Below are 25,118 nucleotides of genomic sequence, written 5' to 3'. Positions count from 1 at the left end.
CTTAGTCTAAGATTTTAGTTACCACTCCGGCGCCCACTGTACGGCCACCTTCGCGTATCGCAAATCGCAATCCTTCTTCCATCGCCACCGGCTGGATCAGGGTTACGTTTAATTTCACATTGTCGCCTGGCATTACCATCTCAACGCCGTCTGGCAGCTCACAAGAGCCGGTCACATCGGTGGTTCTGAAGTAAAACTGCGGGCGATAGCCTTTGAAGAATGGCGTGTGACGACCACCCTCATCTTTACTCAATACATACACCTCACACTCAAACTTCTTATGCGGGGTGATCGAGCCCGGCTTACACAGTACCATACCGCGCTGCAGCTGCTCCTTGTTAATACCACGCAGCAGAATACCGGCGTTGTCTCCGGCCTGACCCTGGTCAAGCATACGGCGGAACATCTCAATACCGGTTACTACCGTCTTCATTGGCTCTTCAACGATACCAACGATCTCAATCTCATCATTCAGCTTCAGCACGCCACGCTCAATACGTCCGGTAGCCACGGTTCCACGACCGGTGATAGAGAATACATCCTCTACCGGCATCAGGAACGGCTTGTCTACGTCACGCTCTGGCGTTGGAATCGTCTCGTCAACGGCTTTCATCAGCTCAACGATCTTCTCTTCCCACTCAGCTTCACCGTTCAGCGCGCCAAGGGCAGATCCCTGGATCACAGGAATGTTGTCGCCATCAAATTCATACGAGGACAGAAGCTCACGCACTTCCAGCTCTACCAGCTCCAGCAGCTCTTCATCGTCTACCAGATCCACCTTGTTCATAAAGACCACGATCTGTGGCACTCCAACCTGGCGGGCAAGCAGAATGTGCTCGCGCGTCTGTGGCATCGGACCATCCGTGGCAGCTACCACCAAAATAGCTCCGTCCATCTGAGCCGCTCCCGTTACCATGTTCTTCACATAGTCGGCGTGACCCGGACAGTCAACGTGGGCATAGTGACGCTCGTCGGTTTCGTACTCTACGTGGGCCGTCGCAATCGTAATACCGCGCTCACGCTCTTCCGGCGCATTGTCAATATCCGCAAATTGCTTCGCTACTCCACCATAGGTCTTCGCCATTACCGTCGTAATCGCTGCCGTCAGTGTCGTTTTTCCGTGATCTACGTGGCCTATCGTGCCTACGTTTACGTGGGGCTTATTCCGTTGAAAGGTCTCTTTTGCCATGATTGTTTACTTTATACTTAGTGTTATTAATTTCTTTATGATTGTTTCTCAATGATTTCCTGAGCCAATGTCTCCGGAACTTCAATGTAGTCGTGGAATTCCATAGAATACACGGCACGACCCTGAGTTAATGATCTTAGATCGGTTGAATACCCAAACATTTCTGAAAGAGGTACGTGTGCATTTACAACCGAACCTTCTTTGTTGGTATCCATTTTCTGCATGATACCACGTCTACTGTTCAGGTCACCAATAACATCCCCCATATACTCTTCAGGAGTAATGATCTCAACCTTCATAACCGGTTCAAGAATTTTTGGAGATGCTTTACGAGCTGCATTTCTGAAACCAAGCTTAGCACAAAGCTCGAAACTTAACTGATCGGAATCCACATCGTGGTAAGAACCATCGATCAAACGGAATCCAACATTTTCTACAGCATAGTTAGCTTGAATACCACTATTGGTAGCTTCCTGGAATCCTTTCATCACTGATGGAATGAATTCACGGGGAATATTACCACCTACGATCTCATTAATAAAGATAAATCCTTCTTCGCGAGTGATACGGTCTTCGTTACCATCGTAATTCTCAAAATCCTCAATAGGACCCATTTCGAATGTAATATCAGCGAATTTACCACGACCACCAGTTTGCTTCTTATATACTTCTCTGTGCTCAACTGTTTTAGAAATAGTTTCGCGGTAAGATACCTGAGGCGCACCAACGTTCGCTTCAACTTTGAATTCACGCTTCAGACGATCAACAATGATCTCAAGGTGAAGCTCACCCATACCTGCAATAGTAGTCTGCCCGGTTTCATGATCAGTCTTAACCTGGAAAGTAGGATCTTCCTCAGCTAATTTTTGCAGACCGGTTGACAGTTTTTCACCATCAGCTTTGGTCTTAGGCTCAACAGCCAGTTTAATTACCGGTTCAGGGAATGTGATCTGCTCAAGGATCACCGGATGATCAGGGTCACACAAGCTATCACCTGTATGAACTTCTTTAATACCGATGATCGCTGCAATATCACCTGCCTGAATGTAATCAAGATCTTTTTTCTCAATTGCGTGCATCTCAAGCAAACGACCTACTCTCTCACGGTTACCCGTTGAAGCATTGTAGATATAAGAACCTTTTTCAAGACGACCTGAGTAAACCCGAACAAATGTCAGCTTACCTACATAAGGGTCAGTCATGATCTTAAATGCAAGAGCAGAGAAAGGCGCATTTACATCCGGAGCCTTCTTAACTTCTTCTTCGGTTTCCGGATCGATACCTTTAACCGGAGGAATGTCAAGCGGATTAGGCATGAAATCAAGCACTCTGTCAAGCAGAACCTGAACACCCTTGTTTTTCAGGGCAGTACCTAACATTACAGGCGTAATATCTTTTGAAATAGTTGCTTCACGAAGAGCTGCAATGATCTCATCTTCAGTGATCTCCTCTTCCATGAGGTACTTTTCCATCAACGAATCATCATAATCAGCAAGTGATTCGATCATGATCTGACGGTACTCAGCTGCCTTATCTGCTAATTCAGCAGGAATCTCAACTACATCGTATTTAGCACCCAAAGACTCATCATCCCAGATAATTGCGTTCATATTGATCAGATCAACAACGCCTTCAAAATCTGCTTCAGCTCCGATAGGGATCTGAATTGGAATAGGGTTCGCATTTAATTTCTCATCAAGCTCGGTAACTACATTATAGAAATCAGCACCAACCTTATCCATTTTGTTCACAAATGCCATACAAGGCACATTGTATTTATTTGCCTGACGCCAAACGGTCTCAGACTGAGGTTGTACTGCTCCTACAGAGTCAAGCACAAAAACAGCACCATCAAGTACACGCAATGAACGCTCTACCTCTACAGTAAAGTCAACGTGACCCGGGGTGTCAATAATATTAATGCGGTGATCTTTCCAGATACAGTGAGTAGCAGCAGATGTAATAGTAATTCCACGTTCCTGCTCCTGCTCCATCCAGTCCATAGTAGATGCACCATCGTGAGTCTCACCCATACGGTGATTACGACCGGTATAATACAGAATTCGCTCCGTCACGGTAGTTTTACCGGCATCGATGTGAGCCATGATACCGATATTCCGCGTGCGCCGGATCTTATCTAAAATTTTTGGATCTGTTTTTGTTGCTTCAGACATAATACTTGTTCAAATAATATTCTTTAGAATCTAAAATGAGCAAAAGCTTTGTTAGCGTCTGCCATTCTGTGTGTTTCATCTTTCTTACGAACTGCACCGCCTTCGTTATTTGAAGCATCGATCAGTTCTCTGGACAGACGAATTGACATTGATTTATCGTTTCTTGAGCGAGCGGCCTTAATTAACCATCTCATTCCTAATGCCGTACCTCGCTCCTGACGAACCTCAACCGGCACCTGATAAGTTGCACCACCAACCCGTCTGGATTTTACCTCTACTACCGGAGTAGCATTTTGCAATGCATTACGGAATACATCGATCCCTGTCTCACCAGTTTTTTCTTCTATTACTTCAAATGCCTGATATACAATTTTACGAGCAACATTCTTCTTGCCGTCTCGCATCAGGTTATTCACAAAGCGTGTTACCAGCTTATCCTCAAATATTGGATCCGCCTGTACATCTCGTTTGTCTGCTGTTTTTCTACGCATGCTCGATTAATCTTAAGTTCTTAATGTTACCCTTTTGGCTTCTTGGTGCCATACAAGCTACGGCTTTGAGTTCTTCCCTCAACACCGGCTGTATCAAGTGTTCCTCTAATAATATGGTATCGAACACCGGGTAAATCCTTTACTCTACCTCCGCGAATCAACACAATACTATGTTCTTGCAAGTTGTGTCCTTCCCCAGGTATGTAAGCCGAAACTTCAATACCATTGGTTAAACGTACACGAGCTACCTTACGTAAAGCCGAGTTAGGCTTCTTAGGAGTTGTTGTGTATACGCGAGTACAAACACCACGCTTCTGCGGACAATTTTGCAGCGCAGGAGCTGTTGTCTTACTTACTTTACTTTTTCTACCTTTTCGTATGAGTTGTTGTATAGTTGGCACTGTTCAATTATTTGGTTATTGCCATCGAATCGAGAGCTTGCAAATATAGGCAACGTTCACGGACGAATGCAAAAAATTTATACGAATTATTTCTTCTTTCTCCGTATTGTCTTTGAAATCCTTATTTATGGACGTTTCTTTCTCATTATCACGGTATTTAATATTTATACCGATATATAACTATATATCAATTGAAATTAACTGATTTAGACAATTTAAGCACTAAGAGACTTGAATCTTTGCAGTCTGAAGGGATCCATACGGTCTTCGATCTGCTTAATTTTTTTCCCCGCAGGTATCTTGACAGAAGTAACACCCAGCAGATCAATCATCTAAAAGGTGCAGGGGAAGAAGTTACGGTAGCCGGCAAGATCACAGACATTAGCATGAACGGCTATGGAAAGAAGAAACGGCTTGAAGTTATCATCAGCGATGGGCATGGCTCATTAAAGGGAGTCTGGTTTCGTGGTGCCGGATACTTTAAACGGATCTTCAAAGAGGGAGAAACCGTAGCTTTCTTTGGACAAGCTAAACGATATGGCAAGATGATATCCATTGCTCACCCGGAAGTGGATAAGATATCCAATGAAAGTGACCTCGAGGCCTTTTCCAGAATTGTTCCCATCTATCCGGGCAGTAAAGCACTAAGTAAATCACGGATCACAAGCGGTTTGATCCAGAACTGGATGAGGCAGATCATGAACAAGGTTTCGATATCTGAATATTTGCCGGTTAGCCTTCTCACAGAACAAAACTTCCCTGAACGTTCTCAGGCCTACCGCATGATCCATTTTCCGGATTCACACAATGAGCATAAAAAGGCACTAAATCGCTTTAAGTTTGAGGAATTGCTGCTTTTTGAGTTGAGCATGGAGAAGATCAATCATACAGTCAAAGAACGCGGAAAGGGTCATATATTTGAAAATACCGGGCATTATACTAAAACCTATTTCAATGAACTTTTGCCGTTTGAACTAACCAAAGGACAAAGAACCTCCCTCTCCGAGATAAAAACTGATGTACGATCCGGAAAACAAATGAACCGCCTTATTCAGGGGGATGTCGGGGCAGGTAAGACCATTGTAGCCATTGGGGCTATGTTAATGGCTTTAGATAATGGATTTCAGGCGGCCTTCTTAGCTCCTACAGAAATACTGGCTGAACAACATTACCGTACACTTTCCGATCATCTACAGATAATGGATATCAATGTCCGGCTTCTTATCGGTTCACAAAAGAAAGCACTTAGGACTGATATACTAACGGACGTAGAGGGTGGCAATGCACAGATCGTGGTAGGCACCCATGCCATCATTCAAGATGAAGTGAGGTTTCATAATTTAGGTCTGGCTGTGATTGATGAACAGCACCGGTTTGGGGTTAAACAACGTGCCGACCTTCTTAACAAAGGAAACCACCCTCATATGCTGGTAATGAGTGCTACTCCTATTCCCCGCTCACTGGCTATGACCGTATATGCAGACCTGGATGTTTCTGTGATCAAAGATATGCCGGCCGGGAGGAAGCCAATTAAAACGGCTATCCGATCGCATAAAAAAAGGGAAGATGTTATGAACTTTGTCAGGCAGGAAGTGCAAGACGGCGGACAGGTTTATGTAGTCTACCCTTTGGTGGAAGAATCGGAAGCTCTTGACTTAAAAGATGCCACCGCAGGGTTTGAACGCCTCAAAGTACGATTCCCTGAATTTGGGGTCGGCTTACTTCATGGTCGTATGAAAACCGAAGAGAAAGAAGCCGTTATGAAACGCTTCATCAATAATGAGATTCAGATCCTGGTATCCACGACTGTAATAGAGGTTGGCGTGGATGTCCCAAATGCTTCTATCATGATCATTGAACATGCAGAGCGATTTGGGTTATCACAATTACATCAATTACGGGGAAGAATTGGAAGGGGTAAACGGCAAAGTTATTGCATCCTCATGCCGGATGTAAAAGTGAGCAAGTCCGGAGCTTTTCGACTTAAAACCATGGAAGAAACCAATGATGGCTTCCGGATTGCTGAGGCTGATCTTAAACTTCGGGGACCGGGAGATTTCCTTGGAACCAAGCAAAGTGGCCTGCCTGATTTCAAATTTGCTGATATCGTAGAGGACCAGTTTCTAATGACGCAGGCCAAGGAAAAAGCACACCAGTTATTAAATGAAGACCCCAACCTTTCCGGATCTGAAAACACAGATCTAGGCAGGGTCTTCAAGCCCTATTTCGAGGAAAAAGTTAAGTTTTATGGATTGGGGTAAACTCCAATAACTGTGTTTAAACCCCGGCCTTTTTCTTCTCTTCTCTTTTGCGGTCATTGTGATCGAGGAAGGTCTTCCTGATTCGCAGCGCTTTTGGCGTTACTTCAAGAAGTTCGTCGTTATCGATGAATTCGATGCACTGTTCAAGACTGAGTTTTCTGGCCTGACTGATCTTCACAGAGTCTGCTGTTTGGGTTGCACGGTGGTTGGTTAGGTTTTTCTTCTTCACCACGTTCACCACCATATCATCGCTGCGCTTGTTCACACCAACAACCTGCCCCATGTACACCGGATCTCCAGGTTCCACAAAGAATTCTCCGCGATCCTGAATTCCTTCAAGGGCATAACCTGTTACATCTCCCTGCTCAAGTGCGATCAATGCCCCACGGTTTCTTCCCGGTATCTCACCGGCATAAGGCTCATATCCATCAAACTGCTGGTGCATGATACCGGTACCACGGGTTTCGGTGAGCATTTCGCCACGGAAACCGATCAATCCACGGGAGGGTACCCGAAATTCGATGCGGTTATTCTCCCCTTCCTGACTCATAGAGGTCATAATACCTTTACGTTTTTGCAGATTGTCGATCACCTTGTTACTGTAATCGGTCTGCACATCCACTACTACTTCTTCCACCGGCTCATGGGTTACACCGTCAACATCCTTAAACAATACTTCCGGACGCGATACAGAGAATTCATAACCCTCGCGACGCATGGTTTCGATCAAAATAGCCATTTGTAATTCGCCGCGACCTGATACTTTGTAGATATCAGGACTATCAGTCGGCTCAACCCGCATGGCTACGTTAGTTCGTACTTCTTTATATAATCTATCCTTCAACTGATTGGAGGTCACATAATCCCCTTCCTTTCCTGCAAAGGGAGAGTTATTCACCCGGAAGTACATAGCAATGGTCGGCTTATCGAGATCCACATACTCAAGTGGAGTCATGTCTGCCGTATCGGTCAGGGTATCTCCAACATTGACTTCCTCATAGCCTGCAAGGGCAATGATATCGCCTGCAACCGCCGTTTCAACCGGCTCCCGTTGTAATCCGTTGAACGTATAAAGTTTTGTGGCCCGGGCTTTTTCCCGAACTTCACCTTTTCCATTCATCAGGGCCACTTCCTGACCAACTTTGATAGTCCCCTGCTCAATACGGCCAACGGCAATTCGGCCGACGTAGTCGTTCCAGTCGATACTGCTGACCAGCATCTTAAATTTTTCTTCCGTGTTTTGCTCTGGTGCAGGCACATGTTCTACAATTCTATCGAGTAGAGGCGCCAGACTTTCATCTTCATCTTCCAGGTTTTCCTTGGCAATACCATTAACGGCAACTGCATACAGAACCGGGAAGTCAAGTTGTTCATCGGTAGCATCCAGCATAACAAACAGATCAAAGATCTCATCAAGAACGGCATCAGGACGTGCATCTTTCCGGTCGATCTTATTGATCATCACTATGGGTTTATACCCGAGGCTTAATGATTTTCTTAGCACAAACTTAGTCTGAGGTAATGGTCCTTCGGCAGCATCCACCAACAGGATCACCCCATTCACCATCTTCAAAATACGCTCCACTTCACCACCAAAGTCGGCGTGACCCGGGGTATCCACGATATTGATCTTTGTATCCTTCCATTTTACAGCCGTGTTCTTGGAACTGATGGTGATACCGCGTTCTTTTTCCAGATCACCGGAATCCATAACTCTCTCTTCAACCTGCTGATTCTCTCTGAAGGTTCCGCTCTGTTTTAGAATTTGATCTACGAGCGTGGTCTTGCCATGATCTACGTGAGCAATAATGGCAATATTTCTTAAATCTTGTGACATGTAAGTGTGTAAAGTCTGTTATTTTAAATTGAAGCTGTTGACCGGATATCTAACTAATAGTGATTTCGTAATCCGGATTACCGAAAAACAGCAAGCCTTAAATATACGGGTTATTTCTCCAATTCCGTATTATTAAATAAATAATTGATTTTGAACACACACTAAACCACATCCCGATGGCTGTTCTTGTACTTTGGCTTACACTTGGTCTTATTTTTTTGATCAAAGGAGCGGACCTTTTGGTCAACGGAGCCTCTTCCCTTGCTAAAAAATTCAATGTCTCCGATCTGGCTATCGGCCTAACGGTGGTTGCCTTTGGCACATCCGCGCCGGAACTGGTTGTTAATGTAATGGGAGCTATTGAAGGGCACCATGAGATCGTTTTTGCGAATGTGATAGGCAGTAATAACTTTAATCTGCTGGTTATTTTGGGGATCACCGGACTGATCACTCCGCTTATCGTCCAATCGAGCACGGTTTGGAGGGAGATCCCCTTATCCCTGTTTGCCATTTTCTTACTCTACCTTCTCACAAATGATCTGTGGGACGCTGATGCTTTTTTATTGAGCCGACTGGATGGAGCGTTGTTACTTATATTATTTGGAGGATTCCTTTTCTACGTGTACAAACAATTGCCAACCGATACGGCAGCGGATGCTGATACTCCGGCTCCTTTAACTCCTCTTAAGATCTGGAGTTTCATTTTATTGGGTTTAGCAGGATTAGTGGTTGGAGGAAACCTTGTTGTAACCAATGCCATCGAAATAGCTAATAGGCTGGGTATCAGTGAAAAGATCATTGGGTTGACCATCATTGCTGCGGGCACTTCCCTGCCAGAACTTGCCACTTCTGTGGTAGCCGCTTTTAAAAAGAATACGGACATCGCTGTTGGAAACATCATCGGATCTAACATCTTCAACATATTCCTGATCCTTGGTGTGAGCTCACTGGTCAAACCCATTCAGTATGATCCCTCTTTTAATTCAGAAATGTACTTACTGGCAGGAGGAACCGCTTTACTTTTTATTGGGATGTTTACCGGAGAGAAGAAAAAACTGGATCGGTGGGAGGCTGCCGTATTGCTGGTGATCTTTCTGGGATACACGGGATACCTGGTGGCCGGGGAGCTTTAATTTTTGGATTCCATCCTCAAACGCTGCGAGGTCTTGGGGACGCTCGCAGGTTTAGGCATGTCCACTAAAATAACAACCTCGCAGCGTCCGAAGGTCCTGCGAGCGTTGTGGAACCTGATTTGAAATAAATCTAACCTAATCCTACTTTCGTTATAAATGAAATTTGAATCGGGGTCATACTATCACATTTATAACAGAGGAGTAGATTCTTCCCCTACTTTTTTGACGACTAGGGACTATAGTTTCTTCCTGGAAAAATTCAACTTCTACCTTTCCCTATCTACAGAAACACTTGCTTATTGTATCTTAAGAAATCATTTCCATTTTTTGATCAAAGTCCTCAATAAAAATGAAATGGACGATAAAATAAGATTCATTTCTGATTCTGAATATGAATTTTATTACACACTCCCATCACCTAAGAACAAACATTTTCCTATTCACACCTTAATCGGTCATTGGATGAATAGTTATTCGAAGTATTTCAACAAAAAATATAATAGAAGTGGACCGTTATGGGATGGTAGATTAAACAAAAGATTAATTGACTCGGAAACGTATTTACAAAAAAGTATCTGTTACATTCATAGAAATCCAATCCATCACGGAATTGTAAATAACTATCATGATTATTCTTTTTCTTCTTACTCAGAGATTTTAAACATTAATTCTGATATTGTATCGCCTGAATCAACTCTGGAAGTCTTTGGTGGAAAAGAGAATTTTATAGCAGCGCATCAAGACTTTAAAGGCACTTACGACCCAGACATTTGAATTCAACACCCAAACGCTGCGAGGTCTTGGGGACGCTCGCAGGTTCAGCTTTCAACAACCTCGCAGCGTCCGAAGGTCCTGCGAGCGTTGTGGGACTTTAGAATCAATAGTTCAAAACCGTATCTCTCCGATCAGCTCTATGCGGCTGAAATCCGCCGGATCAAATACCGCCCTGGATTCTCTGTGACTGAAATCGACCATGATCTTAGATCTATCCTCAAACACATAGGCAAGACCAACAACACTATCTAAAACGATCCATCGCTGCCTATCCTTGTTGTACAACTGCTCTGTTCTTCCGGTTATAGCAATCGGTACATTCTTAAAGGGTTTTAACTCACCAAATACGCTCCAACCCTGAAACTCATGCGGTGTGATCCCCTGAAGGTCTTCAAATCGGATGTCATCAGTTGACTCAAACCCCTGACCAACAAAATTAAACCTGCTTGATTCATAGGTCACAGCTGCTCCATAGATATTAAAATCCGGATTCGTGGCTGAATTTCCCTTTCCATAAGCTCCAAAAGCAGACAACTGAAAACCGGGTAAAAAACCGGCAAACGGACGCAGGCTCAATCTTCCTTCTACTAATTTATTGTTGTTCTGCTCAAGAGAGGAGTACCCACCACCGTTATACACTCCTATACCAAAACTTCCATATCGGCTATCATTTGATGATAAACCAGATTCATTAAGGCTCTCCCCAAAACCGGTTTCAAAATAAATGCCATAATCGGCAGAGGATAAGAAATCATTTTGATCCAGATACATGCTTTTTTGGGACCTGTAATCATTGACATTCTGCTCGAAACTGATCCATGGGCGCCTGGTTACCCCACCTGAAACCACCGGATCATTAAAGATCCCGTAACTTGAGAGATCATATTCCACAAAAGCATATTTCAGCCTTAGCTCAATATCCCCGATCCCGTCTCCTTCCTGATCAATGGTCACATCCTGAGTAATACGAGCACTGAAGCGTTCTGCAAGCTGATGCCTGAAGTTGACATATCCTCTTTTAAGGGTAAACTGATTTTCGAAAGAATCGCCGGTGATATCGTGCTCAAATGTGAAAAACATGACGCCATCAATGCGAAAGTTTTCCTGGAAATTCTGAGCCTGAACGCCACTAAAAGCAAAAGACATGGCAAGGGCAACCACTAAAACTGTGAGCTTTTTCATCGTTATTTTTTGTATTCGTAAGTGTGCTGATAATTTATTGATGCGAAAATACAGCATTCATTTGCCCTTTTCTTATTATCTCCCAAAACTTTACAATTAATTTATATCGAACTTTTATCCAAAGAGTCTGTTTTATAAAGTAGCGGAACCCTCATCAAATTTTTTAACCATGGATCTTAAACTTAGCGATCAACGATTTGTAGTATGCGGAGCTTCCAGTGGATTTGGGGAAGCTATATCCCGACAGCTTTTGCAGGAAGGCGCCCATGTTGTGTTAGTGGCTCGACGAGATGAACTTTTACGGGATAAATTCAGTCACTTTAAAGATCAAACCGAGATCATTGAAGGCAGTCTGATCTACAATGAAACATTAGATAAGATCGAGCATTCGGTTCAAGCCAAAGAAACACATGGCATCGTTTTTAACGCAGGAGGACCACCCACCGGCACCCCACTCGAGACAAATATGGATGACTGGGATTCTGCCTGGAAATTAGTCATGCGCTGGAAGATCGATCTGGCTCTGAGACTTGCCCCTTACTTCAAGGAAAAAGAATATGGGCGCATGTTATTTATTGAAAGTCAGTCTGTGAAGCAACCGTTGCCCTCTCTAACACTTAGCAACAGTTTCAGAGCGGGAGTGGTTGGTTTTGCTAAAACGCTGGCGCTGGAAATTGCCGGTTCAGGAGTGACTGCTAACGTACTTGCACCCGGCTCCCATGAAACCCCTGCAATTGAAAGAGTGATCGAAAAGAACAAAACTTCCTTGAACATCAGCTTTGAAGATGCCAAGAAAAATATGGAAGAGAATATTCCTGTTGGCCGCATGGGTAAAGCTGAAGAGTTGGCTTCACTGGCTACCTGGTTGCTTTCACCCCATGCCGGTTATGTGACCGGACAAACCATCAGTCATGATGGAGGGGTCATTAAGGGATTATTTGGGTAAAAAAAGAGGGAGCCTCACACTCCCTCTTTTTTGTCTTAGCCTTTTCTATCTTTTCCTGCTTCTTAATCCAAAAAGGTGACTTTACCGGTATCCAGATCATAAAACGCACCGGCAATCACAACATCTCCGTTGCGCTCAAGTTCGGCTATGATCGGGCTGTTCTCACGCATTTCAGCAATGGTGTTACGAACGTTGTTATTCACAACCTCTGTAACATACTCATTGTTTGAAGACGATTGCTCACCGTTAAAGTTCTCTGACATATCAACGGCGGGTTCGATCTTATCCAGCATAGCTGTGATATTACCCATCTCCACACCATCAATAGCCGCTTTTACGGCACCGCAAGCTTCGTGCCCCATAATAACCACCACCTTGGAACCGGCAACAGCGGTTGCAAATTCAGCACTTCCAAGAATGTCTTCGTTAACGAAGTTACCGGCTACCCGTGCTACAAAAATATCTCCAACACCTTTATCGAAGACTTTTTCAACCGGAACCCGGCTGTCCACACAAGATATTACGATCGCCTCAGGATATTGCCCTCCGGCGGTTGCTTTAACCTGTGCCTGATAGTCTCTTGGAGTCAGGCTGTTATTTGTAAACCTTTCGTTACCATCCGCCATCTCCCGGATGATCTGTTGAGGCGATTTTTCATTTTGGATCTCATCCGTCACAACCGCTGAAGCTAACTGAACAGCTTGAGTTTGAGATTGTGACTCTTTCTGGGTACAAGCTGTAATTAAGAATGAACCCAATACTAAAACGGTAAATACATTTAAATTTTTCATTGTTTACATGATCTAAGGTTTAAAAGAATTGATTTGATATAGCTATCCCAAAGAATTTTGAGCCCGTTCTTCTTTGTTGTCAGATCACTGCACTACAAGATATACTGAGCGTACTCTTTTAGTGAAAGGGATCTTTATTTTTGAATAGCTAAATAAATGACAGGGCTTAGACCATGTCTGGGGGTGGGGTTGCAACATGAGGCACAAATCGGTCCTCATAGATCATGTAAGATCCTTGTTTATTTTGATCCGGTGATACTAAAATTTCCTTAAAGTCTTCATGCTCGATCTCATCTTCACTGCCATGTTCCTCAATGACATCCGGAAGAGGAACCTGAGTTGTGGAAGCAACGGTCTCAACCGGTGAAGGAGGCAGCAGCCAATCATACTCATGCAGTAGCGTGAACGCCCCGAATAGAATCGTTGCGCTCAGAATAAAAAGAGTATGTAGGTTTTTGGCTTTCATGGATCAAATATATTGAGTTGCTAAAAACTTTACCAGTCTTTTCTCCGTTCCTTTTCTAAAATAAATATTTTTTTACAGGTAACTGTTTATGCAGGAACGACTTTCACTCTCTCTTACGTTTGGTCTTCCAACCTGAACTATAACTGTATCCCTGATGATCCTTCGATCTGCGATCTTTTTGTTTTTACTTAACTGCATCTCGGCAGGCTTGTTCGCACAATCTACCGGCACCCTCTCCGGAACCGTGACGGATGCTAAAACCGGAGAACCTTTGATCGGTGCCACCGTTTTACTGGAAGGAACCGAACTTGGGGACGCTACGGATGTGAATGGACGATATACCCTCACCAACATTCCAACCAAGACTTACAACGTAAAAGCTTCATTTGTTGGTTTTGTTTCCCAGATCAAATTCAATGTAGTCATCCGTTCCGAGGGAAATATTGATGTGAATTTTCAGCTGCAAGAAGACGTCAGGGAACTCGATGAAGTAACCGTTACTCCCAATCCATTTTTAAAAGAAGAAGTTACCCCCCTTTCCATTCAAAAATTCAATCAGGAAGAGATCGCTGCCTATCCCGGAGGCAATAATGATATTGCCAAGGTTGTGCAATCTTTGCCCGGGGTTTCAGGATCGGTCGGTGGTTTTCGAAATGATGTGATCATACGCGGAGGAGCTCCTAACGAAAATGTATATTTCCTGGATGGCATCCCGATCCCCAATATCAATCACTTCTCTACACAGGGCAGTGCCGGTGGACCGGTTGGCCTGCTGAATGTCTCCTTTTTTGAGGGAGTGTCATTAACGGCGAGTTCATTTGGTGCCGAGTATGAAAATGTTCTATCGGGAATCTTACAATTCGATCAGCGTAACGGAGACAACCGCGAGTTTAACGGAAATCTGAGGGTTGGATCCAGTGAAGCTGCCTTAACAATGGAGGGTCCCCTTTTTAAGGGTGATAACCCGGAATCGAATACGACCTACATCGCATCGGTTCGGCGATCTTACCTTCAATTGTTGTTTCAGGCTATCGGCCTGCCATTCCTTCCGGATTACTGGGACTATCAGTACAAAGTGAATCACAGGATCAACAAGAACAACCAAGTATATTTAACCGGGGTGGGTTCTATCGATGATCTGTCCATTAATGAACTGGATGATTTTGACCCCGAACAGGAAGCCATTCAGAATCAAATCCCTGTGATCAAGCAAACCAGCAATACGGTAGGCATCGGATGGAAGCGCCAATTTTCTGACAACAGCGGGTTCATGGAAACAGTGGTCACCAGTAACACGCTTGGGAATGAATTTTACCGGTATGAAGACAACGTCAACCAAACCGGATTATATTTCAAGAATGATTCCAGGGAAACTGAAACTCACCTGAGATATCAAACCACAAAGTTCATTGACAACTGGACCCTTTCCGGTGGGTTTAATGTGATCAATGCCGATTACAATAATTCAACTGAAGACCTCATAAATAACTGGTCTTTTAATACAGACCTTAATTTCTTCAGGTACGGATTATTCGTGCAATCATCCGCTAATTTCAGTGAAAGCAGAATTGGTATTTCCTTAGGCCTCAGAACAGATGGTGACACTTTCACGGAATCCGGCCATCAACTTTATCGTACTCTGAGCCCACGTGCATCTATTTCCTACAAACTCACTGAAAATGAAAAGTGGACATTAAATGCATCACTCGGCAGGTACTACAAGATCTTGCCATACACCACCCTTGGCTTTCAGGATAACATCGAATATTTCCCAAATAGTGCCTCAGATTATATACAAAGCGATCATATTGTTGGTGGCGTTGAGTACCTGTTAAACGATAGGGCCAGAATTTCAGCTGAAGGTTTTTTCAAGTATTACCGTGACTACCCTGTCTCCACCACCGACAGTGTTTCTCTGGCTAATAAAGGCGGAGATTTTGAAGTTTTCGGTAGTGAACCGATTGTCAGCGCCGGCAACGGAAGAACCTATGGCTTAGAGTTACTTTATCAGCAAAAGTTCACCGGTAAATTCTATGGTGTTGCCGCAGTCACATTTTATAAAAGTGAGTTTACCAATCTTTTCGACAACGATTACAAACCTGCCGTTTGGGATAACGGCACTTTAATTTCTCTGTTGGGAGGTTATAAGTTTGGTAACAACTGGGAAATCAGCAGCCGATACCGATATCTGGGGAAAGCCCCTTACGCTCCTGTCGATCAGGCATTAACTCTTCAAAACTACCCGGCTGTTTTCAGGGATTACGAACAACTCGGATCCGTCCGGATCGACCCGCTGAGTCAACTTGACGTTCGGGTGGATAAGAAATTCAACTTTCAGAACCTGAGCCTTGATGTTTATCTGGAAGTGCAGAATGTACTGGCTCAGTCAAGTCCGTCTGAACCGCGGTATGGCTTAGACCGCAGTGAAAACTGAGAAGTCATCACTCCGAGATCTCTGGTTCAGGTTAACCGCACCGATGAAGCCGAAGTGCTGCCCTCAATCGGTTTGGTCCTGAATTTTTAAATAATTGGATCAGTTAATGACAGTAAAGTAAGCCACGGCCTTGGGCTTAAAATTACGGAGCCGTAACTCATAGTCGGATTCAGTGAGGTCAATGTCTGGCGTAACATAACCGGTTGAGTCTTCAAGGATCTTTGAATATGGTACATAGGCCTGATACGGCTGCAATTTTTCGACCTCTGCAAATTGCTCTATGGGAACATCGTACGTAATAGTTACCGATGCCGGGTTGTAGGTAACGTTTTGTCCCCTTGGCAAACCTCTTGTGTTGATGATAACAGTAGTCTCTCCTTCTGTAAACTCTGAGATATCAGCCTCAAACTGTATCTCCGTTTCAGACAATTCGATCACACCGGTACTTTCCTGCAATTCAATATTCCGTGAAATATCATTTCTGACCCCTTTCAGCCTTAGTGTATCCTGAACTACCCATTCATCTATATCTGCCACTTTTGAAGCCGCTCCTGTTATGATGATGCTATCAGGGCTGATCACCGGTTCCCCGATCATACCAAATCTGTTCTGAAATTGGATATCTGTGTTGAGTACCACAGGGATCTTTTTGGATACTTTGGCTTCCATATCAAGGCGGACCAACAGGGGTTGAACCTTGGCAATATCCACTCCCTGCAAATAACTCAGCCTTTGGCGAACCTGATCGAATAAATTAACTTCTTCATTATCAATATTGATGATCACCGTAGGCGGATCATTAAAAAGAGAAAGCAACTGCCAGCCATCACCGGCAACATCAGCTTGTACAAATTCAGGAAGTTCTTCAGTCAGCGCCATGTCCTCAGGTATATTTCCCGGTTCAATGGGTAAATTTACATTGATGCTGTAACTGCCACTCAGGTTCACAATAAACCATAAAGCCACTGCCATAATGTAGGCACCTATAAAAACCACCACTTTTTCCCGACGCAGAAAGCTGACCTCCTCTTCTTCAACACCGGGTTTGGTACCCGACTTAAAAAGGTCTTTTATCTGATTAATAAATGGGTGGTTAAAAAAATCTGTCATGAAAGAATATAGATGCAGGGTTTAGTTTAATCAACTAACTGCGAACAATGATATCAGCAATGATATCGCCTTTTACTTTTGAGTTCAATTTTTTGGCAATGCTAAACCGATTGGAGTGAATTTCGTGCCGCCAGGCCGGATGCTTGACCTTCATCGCCAGCTTGTTACCTTCAAAGTGAAGGTCCTCAACTTCTGATGCCAGCCGCTTGCCCACCACATCCTCAAAAGCTGACAAGATCATGCCTTGTTTAAGCTTTCGCTTCTGAGGAAATTTCTCAAGGAAATCTTCCAATACAGAACTCAATGATTTTGGCGTATCAAATCTCATGTATTCACCTCTTCAACCCTACCGTTTTCAACTTTATAGAACCGGTTATTTTCACCATCAAAGGTCACATAATCTTTAAAGGGTACCGGGTTAGCGGAAGTTATGAATATTTGACCTTTATGTTGTTGAAGAGCGGTTAGCAATATCTCAGTTTTTTTCAGGTCCAGGTCGCCAAACACATCATCCAGCATGAGGATAGGCAGGTCATCAAGTTCATCGGAATAATAATGCAGCTGCGCCAGCTTCAACGAGAGTGCAAACAGGCGATGTTGGCCCTGTGACCCAAACCGCCTCAATTCAAAATCATCCAGATAAAACACCACCTCATCTCTGTGTGGTCCAACGGTTGTGATCTCCCTTTCAATTTCTTTTGCCTGTACTCTTTCAAGTTCTTCAAAGTAGGCCTTTTCAATTTCTTTCGGATCTGACCCCGGCGTGCAAAAGGTCTGATATTCCAGGTTGGTCGTCAGATCCATGCCGGAAATCATGGCATAATCTTCTTCCAGATAATCTTTAAGTTTTTCCAGAACTTCATATCGTTTAGCCACGATCCTGGAGCCGGTCTCAACCAACTGCACATTCCAGGGCTCCAGATAGGCTTCAAGTACCGAAGCCGGTCCCCGGTATTCCTGAAGTAAACTATTTCGCTGCTTCCTCACCCTCCGAAACTCGATCAGATCCCGCAAATATCCGGGTGAGATCTGACTGATAAATGAATCGATGTAGCTGCGCCTTTCTGCCGGGCCTTCCAGCGTTAATTTTTTGTCATCGGGAGTAAGGGTGACCACCGGTACCATACCGATCAGATCGGATAGTTTTTCAAGGGGAGAGTCATTCACAAAGATCTTTTTCCCATCACCCCGTGAATAGGTACAGGATACATCAAATTCAGAACGTATTTGCCCCTCAAAGTGGCCTTTTATCATGAAATAGCTCTCATCCTGATTGACCACATACATATCGGTGTTAGAAACAAAACTACGCGACATACACAGGTAATGAATAGCATCGATCAAACTGGTTTTTCCTGAACCGTTTGGCCCCGTTATTACATTTAAATGCGGAGCCCAATCGATCTTGGTCTCCACATGATTCCTGAAATTAAGTAGTTCTGTGTGGGTATTTCGCATACGCTATATGGTACGCATTCTATCAGTTTATAACAGGGGCTAATAATAAAAAAAGAGCCGGCTATCAATCCAAATGCCGGCTCCTTAGAAAGCTACTATGTGTATGTAAGTGATTCTATAACTCTATAATCCGGCATTTATTATGCGGATACTAACTTTTTTTGAATTTTATTTATTCTGCCGATTTGATCACACTCTTAACGACTTCCCTCAAAAAAAGCCACTGCTTGATCAGTGGCTTTTTAAGATGAATGCTTTATGGTTTTATCCTAAACCAAAAGTATCTCTTCCTAAGAACAGGGCCGTATCACCAAGCTGTTCTTCAATTCGAAGCAGCTGATTGTATTTGGCAATACGATCGGTTCTGCTCATAGAACCTGTCTTGATCTGTCCGGCATTTGTTGCTACAGCCAGATCAGCAATGGTCACATCTTCCGTTTCACCTGATCGGTGAGAGATCACTGCTGTGTATCCGTTCTTATGTGCCATCTCAATGGCATCCAGGGTTTCGGTGATGGTACCGATCTGATTTACCTTGATCAGTATCGAGTTTGCAATACCTCTTTCTATACCGGTAGCCAATCGCTCGGTGTTGGTTACGAACAGGTCGTCCCCAACCAGCTGTACTTTATCGCCCACTGCATCAGTTAGTTTTTCCCAGGCATCCCAGTCATTTTCAGCCAAGCCATCCTCTATGGAAATGATAGGATATTTATCCACCCAGTCACTCCAGTATTCCACCATGGCATCGGTATCTTTTTTGGAACCGTCACTCCATTTGAATTCGTAGAGTCCGGTTTCAGTATTATAAAATTCAGAAGCAGCCGGATCCAACGCGATCAGCACATCTTCTTCAGGTGTATAGCCTGCTTTTTCCACTGCTTTTAGGATCACCTCGATCGCTTCTTCATTGGATTTCAGGTTTGGAGCAAATCCACCTTCATCGCCAACAGCTGTGCTGTATCCGGCATCACTCAATACTTTCTTGAGATTATGAAATATTTCTGATCCCATTTGCAGAGCCTCGCTGAAGGTCTCAGCTCCAGCCGGCATGATCATAAATTCCTGCATATCCACACTGTTATCCGCATGAGATCCCCCATTGATGATGTTCATCATTGGTAGCGGCATCACTTTAGCATTTACGCCACCTATATATCTCCACAACGGCATATCCAGTTCTTTAGCGGCGGCTTTTGCAATGGCCATGGATACCCCAAGAATTGCATTGGCTCCCAGTTTTGCCTTGTTTGGCGTGCCATCCAGCTCAAGTAAGAGATCATCCAGATACACCTGATTGAAAGTTGAAAGACCCAATAATTCCTCAGCGATCACCGTATTCACATTTTCAACGGCTTTCAGAACACTTTTGCCTAAATAATAATCTTTGTCACCATCGCGTAATTCTACGGCTTCGTGTTCTCCGGTTGATGCGCCGGAAGGAACCGCGGCTCTGCCTACCGTTCCGGTTTCAAGTGTAACGTCAACTTCCACGGTTGGATTACCCCGCGAGTCGATCACCTGTCTTGCATGAATGTCTTCTATAAAACTCATTATTAATTCTCCGATTAGTTAAGTGAGATTCTTACTGCTTAAAGGTACTGTTATTTAACCTGTACTTAAAGCCATTTCACCTCAATATTCGTAACTTAAAGTGAAGATGATATTAACTATCAATGAACTATTCATTCATGAGTCACCCCTGGATCATTTTATTCGATATTGACGGAACCATGTTAACCGTCGATCGTGGATTTAACCGCGCAATGTTAAGAGAGTTATTGGATGAACATGACATACACTATCCACAGCTGGAACAGGATTCATTTTCGGGCCGAACCGATCATGATATCTTTACCTCCTTTTTTGTAAACCATGGCTATGATAAAGCCCTGTATCAAACGTTTAAATCTGCCTATCTCAGAGAATTGGAGCAACGGTTAAACTACGATCTTGTTTATCGCCACAGCTATGTTGATGAAGCCATCAACTTTTTTAGCCGCCGTGATTTTGTCCGAGGTCTGCTAACCGGTAATTATCCCAAGGCAGCAGTGATCAAATTAAAGGCAGGCAGAATAGGCTACGATTTCAGCATCGGAGCTTTTGGTGAACATGACAAAGACCGAAACAACTTACCGTTTATAGCCATTGAACAAGTTCGCGAACAAATGGGCATTGATCCTGACCCTTCACGATTTGTGATCATCGGTGATACCCCAAGAGATATTCAGTGTGCCAAACATGCCGGAATGAAATGCGTGTCGGTTACTACCGGAAAGTATAGCCGTGAAGATCTTGCCGAACACAATCCTGAACTCATCCTTGATGATCTCTCAGAACCTGAAATATGGTTTAGCGAATTGATCTCAAGCTGATCATTTACCACATCCAGCCAAAGATGAAGCTGATCTGTGCAGATCCGAAATATTTTCTGGGGTCGTTAGCTTTCTCAAGGGGAGCCTGTTCTGAAAAGATATTCCCACTTTGATCCTGGAAAAAGACCTCCGTGTAATTACCTCCCACACCACATGGGTTCAGCGGGGCCTCACCGATCCTGTTCAGGTCAGCTTTACAGGGTTGCAGAACCTGTATTCCATTCGGAAAATAATTCATCGTATAGCCAAACTGCACCGTTGAGAGGTTAGCGAAATTATCCCCAAAATCTATTCCTATGGTGAATTCGCCTCCCATACCCCAATGGGTCTCCGAATCACCCCAGCCTGTAAAAATATCATTCGTGCGTTCCGTGAAACCATAAATACGCGCATCATTTTCCCGAAATCCATTCTCATTCACATCGTCAAAATAGCTGTAGGAAAACGCGAAAGTCGGTCCGGCACTGATCGAACTGAATAATCTGAAGTTATCAGCAATTTTTTCCGGCATGAATCGCTGTTTAATTCCAAAGTATAGCGGAACAGAAATGATCCGCTGATATTTATCCGGTGTGGTACGGTATCCAAGAAAATCCGTAAAGGTTTGTTCCGTCGGATCTTTCAAACCTGAGATCTTAAGTGTGATCAATGCTTCGGTGTAGGGCCTCAGACCAAACCTGAATTGACCGCCGGCTCCAAACCCAAAATCTGAGAGAGCCAGGTTAAAACCAAAGCCGGTTTTGTAACCTTCATCAAATAAATTCTTAGGGGCATCCACCTGACGCACCTCAGGCTCACCAAACTGTGCGAGGGCATTATTTGTTAAGAAAAGAGCCGCAAATAGAAAGACTGCAATAAATTTTTTCATCGATAAATGTTGGGTTTATAATGGTTTTGAGCCCGTTAGACGTTGCGTTAACGAAATTTTCTACTTTTTCTTATTGCGTTAATACAATATCCTGTTATTTTCACCACAAATTTTTAGTAATAAACACATCCATAAAATAATTAATTCAAGCTACAAAGCATGAATTCACACACAACATATTTCGTATTTGGGCCAACTGCAACGCTTCGCAGAATGTCATCCAAATTGTTTAAAGAACATCCACCAAAATTTCTATACGAATATTCTCCTGAGGGGACTTCTGAAACCATTTATGTAGCGGTTTACGAAGAATATGAAAAACAGATCAACTCCAGTGTTACCCTTACCTGTATTCTTGAAAGTAAAGGGAAACACAATAAGATCGTATTGAAAAAGACCGGTGGTCGCATGGGTTTCAGGGGTAGTTCACTATCCGAAGAGCAAACCGTTGAGACCAACGTTATCGATTTCATTCTCGATTTCTCTAAACGCCACGGATTAACTCTTCAGGAAGAACAGCCACCGGCTGAAACTGAAGAAGAATAATTTATGGCTAACACACCTTCCGTATGGACGGTTCTTAGCATGCTTGAATGGGCCACTGATTTCTTTGAAGAAAAAGAGATCAGGTCCCCGCGCTTTAGTATAGAGTGGCTGCTTGCCGACGTTTTAGGCGTCAAACGGCTGGATCTTTACTTAATGTACGACCGTCCACTTTCCTCAGAAGAACTCGATGCCTTACGCCCCATGGTCAAGAGAAGATCGATGCATGAGCCTCTGCAATATATTACAGGAGAAACTGATTTTCTGAACGTGCAGATCAAGGTTGAGCCGGGCGTACTCATCCCCAGGCAGGAAACCGAGCAGCTCGTGGATCTGATCCTCAAAGAGAACAAGGACAAAAAAGATCTGAATATTTTGGATATAGGTACCGGATCCGGTTGTATTCCCGTTGCCATCAAAAAAGAAAAGCCTGACTGGAATGTGTATGCCACTGATATTTCCCAAGAAGCTTTGGAGATCGCCAAAGGTAATGCCGCTTATAATGAGGTAGATATCACCTTTTTTGAGGACGATCTGTTTAAGCCACAACACATCAAGCCTGACACTTTTGATATCATTATATCAAACCCACCTTATATAGAACCTCACGAAAAAGACACCTTAGATAAAGAGGTGGTAGAGTTCGAACCTGAGCTCGCTCTTTTTTGTGAATCCACGGACAAGATGTACAAAGCTCTTGAGTCAATTTGCAGGTCATCTTTGAAAGAAAACGGCACGGTTTACTTTGAACTCCACCACGAGTTAGGTACTAAGGTAACAAAGCTTTTCGAAGCCTCTGATTGGTCTTCGGAAACCCTGAAAGATCTCGATGAAAAAAAGAGATTTTTTAAAGCAAAAAAGGCTTGATTTTTTGCACGGAAATTTATCGGTGTAAAACTTTCTACAAATGTGGAAAACTTGTGGAAAAGTTTTTAGTACTGCTAATGTCGGTTTTTCAAAAAGGTTAATTCAGTGTTACGGCAATGTTACGGGGTGTCAAGCTCTTTTTAGGAATTTTTTGCAGTTTTTTATTTAACGTTGTGCGCCAATAACTTACGCTGTTTAATGTAATGTGGATAACTTTTCAAAAATAGCCAAACATAGGTTTGACAAGTGCCCAATAAATTACCATTTTCAAAACCGAACGAAGTCAGACCATTATCTTTACTTGTGGATAACTGACGAGGAATGGATCAAACTATTTTAAGCTAACACCGTTAGGGGGATTTGGACAATTGCACGAGTTATCGGTTGAGAAGGCATGGGATAACTGCCTCGAAATTATAAAGGACAACATCAGCTATCAGAAATATAAATCATGGTTTGAACCGATCAAACCGGTGTCATTAAAAGACAGTACGCTCACCATACAGGTACCCAGTCAGTTTTGGTATGAATGGCTGGAAGAGCACTACTATAATATGTTGCGTTCAACGCTGGCAAAAGTACTGGGGCCGGAAGGCAAACTCGAGTACTCTATAGTAATGGAGAAGTCTGATCAGTTTGAAAACAACCGATCAGTGAGAATGCCGCAACGCCCTATGGGTCCGGTTCAACCTCAGGAATCGGCCGGCTATCCGGAATACCAGCCGGATCGTATTGAGAATCCGTTTGTGATCCCCGGTATTAAAAAGACCAAGATCGACTCGAACCTGAATAATAATTATGTGTTCGAACGATTCATTGAAGGTGATTGCAACCGTCTTGCCCGTTCTGCCGCCATGGCGATCGCTGATAATCCCGGCAGTAACTCATTCAACCCATTTTTTGTGTACGGCCCTACCGGACTCGGAAAAACACACCTCGTTCAAAGTATAGGCAATAAGATCAAAGAGAAATTCGGGGATGAAAAATCCGTTTTGTATATCTCTTCAGAAGCTTTTACCAACGAGTTCGTACACGCCATCCGTAATAACCGGGCCAGTGAATTCTCCATGTTCTATCGTAATATTGATGTATTGATGGTGGATGACATTCAGTTCTTCAGTGGAAAGGAAAAAACACAGGAAGAATTCTTCCACATCTTTAACGCCCTGCATCAGGATGGTAAGCAGATCATCCTTAGCAGTGACCGCGCCCCAAAGGATGTTCCTGATATTGAAGAGCGACTTATCTCCCGCTTTGGCTGGGGACTGAGCGCTGACCTTAAAATGCCTGAATATGAAACCCGTTACGCCATCCTTGAACGCAAGGCAAATGACAACGGCATAGAGATCGACCCTCAGATCATTGAATTCATCGCACATAACTTCAAATCGAATGTAAGAGACCTTGAAGGCGCTATTATCAAACTGTTGGCACATGCCTCTCTGCAAAATATTGACGATATCGATCTGGCAATGGCCAAACGCGTGCTGAAGGATATGGTCAAAGATTCCAACACACAGATCTCCATTGAATCTATACAAAATTATGTGTGTGATTATTTTGGCATCGATACCAATAAGGTTCGTGAGAAAACCCGGAAGCAGGAGATCGTTGAAGCCCGACAGATCGCGATGTATCTCTCCAAGAAATTCACGAAGTCGAGCCTGAAAACCATCGGACTCCATTTTGGTGGTCGCGATCACTCTACGGTCATTCATGCTATTTCTACTGTTGAAGAACGGATTTCAACCAGCCCTAAGCATAAGCGAATGGTTGAAGAACTGCATCAGCGTATTGAAGTAGCCAGCCTCTGATCGT

General features: G+C 43.6%; 22 protein-coding genes. 9 read left to right on the top strand and 13 right to left on the bottom strand.

The window, feature by feature from the left end; all coding sequences use genetic code 11:
• Window position 1: 1 nt before the first annotated feature.
• Genes tuf through rpsL form a run of 4 tightly spaced genes read right to left on the bottom strand, consistent with a single transcriptional unit; the run spans window position 2 to window position 4,255 of the window.
• Entirely contained in the window at window positions 2-1,189 is a 1,188-nt protein-coding gene (tuf, locus tag C3B73_RS04290) for an elongation factor Tu (RefSeq protein WP_103664402.1), read from the bottom strand.
• A 35-nt stretch (window positions 1,190-1,224) separates the two neighbouring features.
• The gene (gene fusA, locus C3B73_RS04285) at window positions 1,225-3,363 is read right to left on the bottom strand and encodes an elongation factor G (RefSeq protein ID WP_103664401.1); all 2,139 of its coding nucleotides are present in this window, start codon (window positions 3,361-3,363) and stop codon (window positions 1,225-1,227) included.
• Between the two features lie 23 nt (window positions 3,364-3,386).
• Window positions 3,387-3,854, bottom strand: coding sequence for a 30S ribosomal protein S7 (gene rpsG / locus C3B73_RS04280; RefSeq protein WP_103664400.1), 468 nt, complete (start codon window positions 3,852-3,854; stop codon window positions 3,387-3,389).
• Window positions 3,855-3,880: 26 nt separating this feature from the next.
• Window positions 3,881-4,255, bottom strand: a complete 375-nt coding sequence (gene rpsL, locus C3B73_RS04275; RefSeq protein WP_020404630.1) for a 30S ribosomal protein S12 — start codon at window positions 4,253-4,255, stop codon at window positions 3,881-3,883.
• Window positions 4,256-4,446: 191 nt separating this feature from the next.
• Between rpsL and recG the strand changes: the two genes are divergently transcribed.
• Window positions 4,447-6,516: an ATP-dependent DNA helicase RecG gene (gene recG, locus C3B73_RS04270; RefSeq protein ID WP_103664399.1), complete on the top strand. Its 2,070-nt coding sequence runs from the start codon at window positions 4,447-4,449 to the stop codon at window positions 6,514-6,516.
• Between the two features lie 16 nt (window positions 6,517-6,532).
• On the opposite strand, the gene typA is transcribed toward recG, so the two are convergent.
• Window positions 6,533-8,353, bottom strand: a complete 1,821-nt coding sequence (gene typA / locus C3B73_RS04265; RefSeq protein WP_103664398.1) for a translational GTPase TypA — start codon at window positions 8,351-8,353, stop codon at window positions 6,533-6,535.
• A gap of 176 nt (window positions 8,354-8,529) precedes the next feature.
• Here typA and C3B73_RS04260 point away from each other — a divergent pair, with 176 nt between their 5' ends.
• Both C3B73_RS04260 and C3B73_RS04255 read left to right on the top strand, forming a co-directional pair.
• Window positions 8,530-9,486 carry a calcium/sodium antiporter gene (locus C3B73_RS04260; RefSeq protein ID WP_103664397.1) on the top strand — a complete coding sequence of 319 codons (957 nt, stop codon included), beginning with the start codon at window positions 8,530-8,532 and terminating at the stop codon, window positions 9,484-9,486.
• A gap of 354 nt (window positions 9,487-9,840) precedes the next feature.
• On the top strand, window positions 9,841-10,260 hold the full coding sequence (locus C3B73_RS04255) for a hypothetical protein (protein WP_157939424.1): 420 nt from the start codon (window positions 9,841-9,843) through the stop codon (window positions 10,258-10,260).
• Window positions 10,261-10,371: 111 nt separating this feature from the next.
• Here C3B73_RS04255 and C3B73_RS04250 read toward each other — a convergent pair whose 3' ends face one another.
• On the bottom strand, window positions 10,372-11,442 hold the full coding sequence (locus C3B73_RS04250) for a hypothetical protein (protein WP_103664395.1): 1,071 nt from the start codon (window positions 11,440-11,442) through the stop codon (window positions 10,372-10,374).
• Window positions 11,443-11,611: 169 nt separating this feature from the next.
• On the opposite strand from C3B73_RS04250, the gene C3B73_RS04245 reads away from it, so the two are divergent.
• A complete protein-coding gene (locus tag C3B73_RS04245; protein WP_103664394.1) occupies window positions 11,612-12,388 on the top strand; it encodes an SDR family oxidoreductase in 777 nt (258 codons plus the stop codon).
• A 62-nt stretch (window positions 12,389-12,450) separates the two neighbouring features.
• Here C3B73_RS04245 and C3B73_RS04240 read toward each other — a convergent pair whose 3' ends face one another.
• Together C3B73_RS04240 and C3B73_RS04235 are read right to left on the bottom strand one after the other, a co-directional pair.
• Window positions 12,451-13,179 carry a carbonic anhydrase family protein gene (locus tag C3B73_RS04240; protein ID WP_103664393.1) on the bottom strand — a complete coding sequence of 243 codons (729 nt, stop codon included), beginning with the start codon at window positions 13,177-13,179 and terminating at the stop codon, window positions 12,451-12,453.
• Between the two features lie 166 nt (window positions 13,180-13,345).
• Window positions 13,346-13,645, bottom strand: a complete 300-nt coding sequence (locus C3B73_RS04235; RefSeq protein WP_103664392.1) for a hypothetical protein — start codon at window positions 13,643-13,645, stop codon at window positions 13,346-13,348.
• 154 nt (window positions 13,646-13,799) lie between these two features.
• Between C3B73_RS04235 and C3B73_RS04230 the strand changes: the two genes are divergently transcribed.
• Window positions 13,800-16,079, top strand: a complete 2,280-nt coding sequence (locus tag C3B73_RS04230) for a TonB-dependent receptor (RefSeq protein WP_198597270.1) — start codon at window positions 13,800-13,802, stop codon at window positions 16,077-16,079.
• Between the two features lie 99 nt (window positions 16,080-16,178).
• Here C3B73_RS04230 and C3B73_RS04225 read toward each other — a convergent pair whose 3' ends face one another.
• From C3B73_RS04225 to eno, 4 genes are all read right to left on the bottom strand, one after another.
• Entirely contained in the window at window positions 16,179-17,189 is a 1,011-nt protein-coding gene (locus C3B73_RS04225) for a CdaR family protein (RefSeq protein WP_103664391.1), read from the bottom strand.
• A gap of 34 nt (window positions 17,190-17,223) precedes the next feature.
• Window positions 17,224-17,517: a DUF721 domain-containing protein gene (locus tag C3B73_RS04220; protein ID WP_103664390.1), complete on the bottom strand. Its 294-nt coding sequence runs from the start codon at window positions 17,515-17,517 to the stop codon at window positions 17,224-17,226.
• Window positions 17,514-18,647: a DNA replication/repair protein RecF gene (gene recF, locus C3B73_RS04215; protein ID WP_103664389.1), complete on the bottom strand. Its 1,134-nt coding sequence runs from the start codon at window positions 18,645-18,647 to the stop codon at window positions 17,514-17,516. Before recF ends, C3B73_RS04220 begins: the two co-directional genes overlap by 4 nt.
• Before the next feature lie 264 nt (window positions 18,648-18,911).
• Complete coding sequence (gene eno, locus C3B73_RS04210) at window positions 18,912-20,201, bottom strand: phosphopyruvate hydratase (RefSeq protein WP_103664388.1); 1,290 nt, start codon at window positions 20,199-20,201, stop codon at window positions 18,912-18,914.
• A gap of 122 nt (window positions 20,202-20,323) precedes the next feature.
• On the opposite strand from eno, the gene C3B73_RS04205 reads away from it, so the two are divergent.
• A complete protein-coding gene (locus tag C3B73_RS04205; RefSeq protein WP_232802985.1) occupies window positions 20,324-21,022 on the top strand; it encodes an HAD family hydrolase in 699 nt (232 codons plus the stop codon).
• A gap of 4 nt (window positions 21,023-21,026) precedes the next feature.
• Here the strand turns inward: C3B73_RS04205 and C3B73_RS04200 are convergent, their stop codons facing one another.
• Window positions 21,027-21,890: a hypothetical protein gene (locus tag C3B73_RS04200; RefSeq protein WP_103664387.1), complete on the bottom strand. Its 864-nt coding sequence runs from the start codon at window positions 21,888-21,890 to the stop codon at window positions 21,027-21,029.
• Between the two features lie 159 nt (window positions 21,891-22,049).
• Between C3B73_RS04200 and C3B73_RS04195 the strand changes: the two genes are divergently transcribed.
• From C3B73_RS04195 to dnaA, 3 genes are all read left to right on the top strand, one after another.
• Window positions 22,050-22,436, top strand: a complete 387-nt coding sequence (locus C3B73_RS04195; protein ID WP_103664386.1) for a hypothetical protein — start codon at window positions 22,050-22,052, stop codon at window positions 22,434-22,436.
• A gap of 3 nt (window positions 22,437-22,439) precedes the next feature.
• Window positions 22,440-23,300: a peptide chain release factor N(5)-glutamine methyltransferase gene (gene prmC / locus C3B73_RS04190; RefSeq protein ID WP_103664385.1), complete on the top strand. Its 861-nt coding sequence runs from the start codon at window positions 22,440-22,442 to the stop codon at window positions 23,298-23,300.
• Window positions 23,301-23,668: 368 nt separating this feature from the next.
• Entirely contained in the window at window positions 23,669-25,114 is a 1,446-nt protein-coding gene (gene dnaA, locus C3B73_RS04185; protein WP_103664384.1) for a chromosomal replication initiator protein DnaA, read from the top strand.
• Window positions 25,115-25,118 lie beyond the last annotated feature (4 nt).

The organism is Gracilimonas amylolytica (assembly GCF_002911695.1).
Classification (GTDB): Bacteria; Bacteroidota; Rhodothermia; order Balneolales; family Balneolaceae; genus Gracilimonas; species Gracilimonas amylolytica.
Note: the sequence above shows the minus strand (reverse complement) of the source record. Positions and strands in the feature narration are given on the sequence as shown.

Excerpts from the sequence above, each read along its gene's own strand:
- tuf (WP_103664402.1), bottom strand. The coding sequence starts at position 1,189 with ATGGCAAAAGAGACCTTTCAACGGAATAAGCCCCACGTAAACGTAGGC.
- fusA (WP_103664401.1), bottom strand. The coding sequence starts at position 3,363 with ATGTCTGAAGCAACAAAAACAGATCCAAAAATTTTAGATAAGATCCGG.
- rpsG (WP_103664400.1), bottom strand. The coding sequence starts at position 3,854 with ATGCGTAGAAAAACAGCAGACAAACGAGATGTACAGGCGGATCCAATA.
- typA (WP_103664398.1), bottom strand. The coding sequence starts at position 8,353 with ATGTCACAAGATTTAAGAAATATTGCCATTATTGCTCACGTAGATCAT.
- C3B73_RS04260 (WP_103664397.1), top strand. The coding sequence starts at position 8,530 with ATGGCTGTTCTTGTACTTTGGCTTACACTTGGTCTTATTTTTTTGATC.
- C3B73_RS04255 (WP_157939424.1), top strand. The coding sequence starts at position 9,841 with ATGGACGATAAAATAAGATTCATTTCTGATTCTGAATATGAATTTTAT.
- C3B73_RS04250 (WP_103664395.1), bottom strand. The coding sequence starts at position 11,442 with ATGAAAAAGCTCACAGTTTTAGTGGTTGCCCTTGCCATGTCTTTTGCT.
- C3B73_RS04245 (WP_103664394.1), top strand. The coding sequence starts at position 11,612 with ATGGATCTTAAACTTAGCGATCAACGATTTGTAGTATGCGGAGCTTCC.
- C3B73_RS04240 (WP_103664393.1), bottom strand. The coding sequence starts at position 13,179 with ATGAAAAATTTAAATGTATTTACCGTTTTAGTATTGGGTTCATTCTTA.
- C3B73_RS04235 (WP_103664392.1), bottom strand. The coding sequence starts at position 13,645 with ATGAAAGCCAAAAACCTACATACTCTTTTTATTCTGAGCGCAACGATT.
- C3B73_RS04230 (WP_198597270.1), top strand. The coding sequence starts at position 13,800 with ATGATCCTTCGATCTGCGATCTTTTTGTTTTTACTTAACTGCATCTCG.
- C3B73_RS04225 (WP_103664391.1), bottom strand. The coding sequence starts at position 17,189 with ATGACAGATTTTTTTAACCACCCATTTATTAATCAGATAAAAGACCTT.
- C3B73_RS04220 (WP_103664390.1), bottom strand. The coding sequence starts at position 17,517 with ATGAGATTTGATACGCCAAAATCATTGAGTTCTGTATTGGAAGATTTC.
- recF (WP_103664389.1), bottom strand. The coding sequence starts at position 18,647 with ATGCGAAATACCCACACAGAACTACTTAATTTCAGGAATCATGTGGAG.
- eno (WP_103664388.1), bottom strand. The coding sequence starts at position 20,201 with ATGAGTTTTATAGAAGACATTCATGCAAGACAGGTGATCGACTCGCGG.
- C3B73_RS04205 (WP_232802985.1), top strand. The coding sequence starts at position 20,324 with ATGAACTATTCATTCATGAGTCACCCCTGGATCATTTTATTCGATATT.
- C3B73_RS04200 (WP_103664387.1), bottom strand. The coding sequence starts at position 21,890 with ATGAAAAAATTTATTGCAGTCTTTCTATTTGCGGCTCTTTTCTTAACA.
- C3B73_RS04195 (WP_103664386.1), top strand. The coding sequence starts at position 22,050 with ATGAATTCACACACAACATATTTCGTATTTGGGCCAACTGCAACGCTT.
- prmC (WP_103664385.1), top strand. The coding sequence starts at position 22,440 with ATGGCTAACACACCTTCCGTATGGACGGTTCTTAGCATGCTTGAATGG.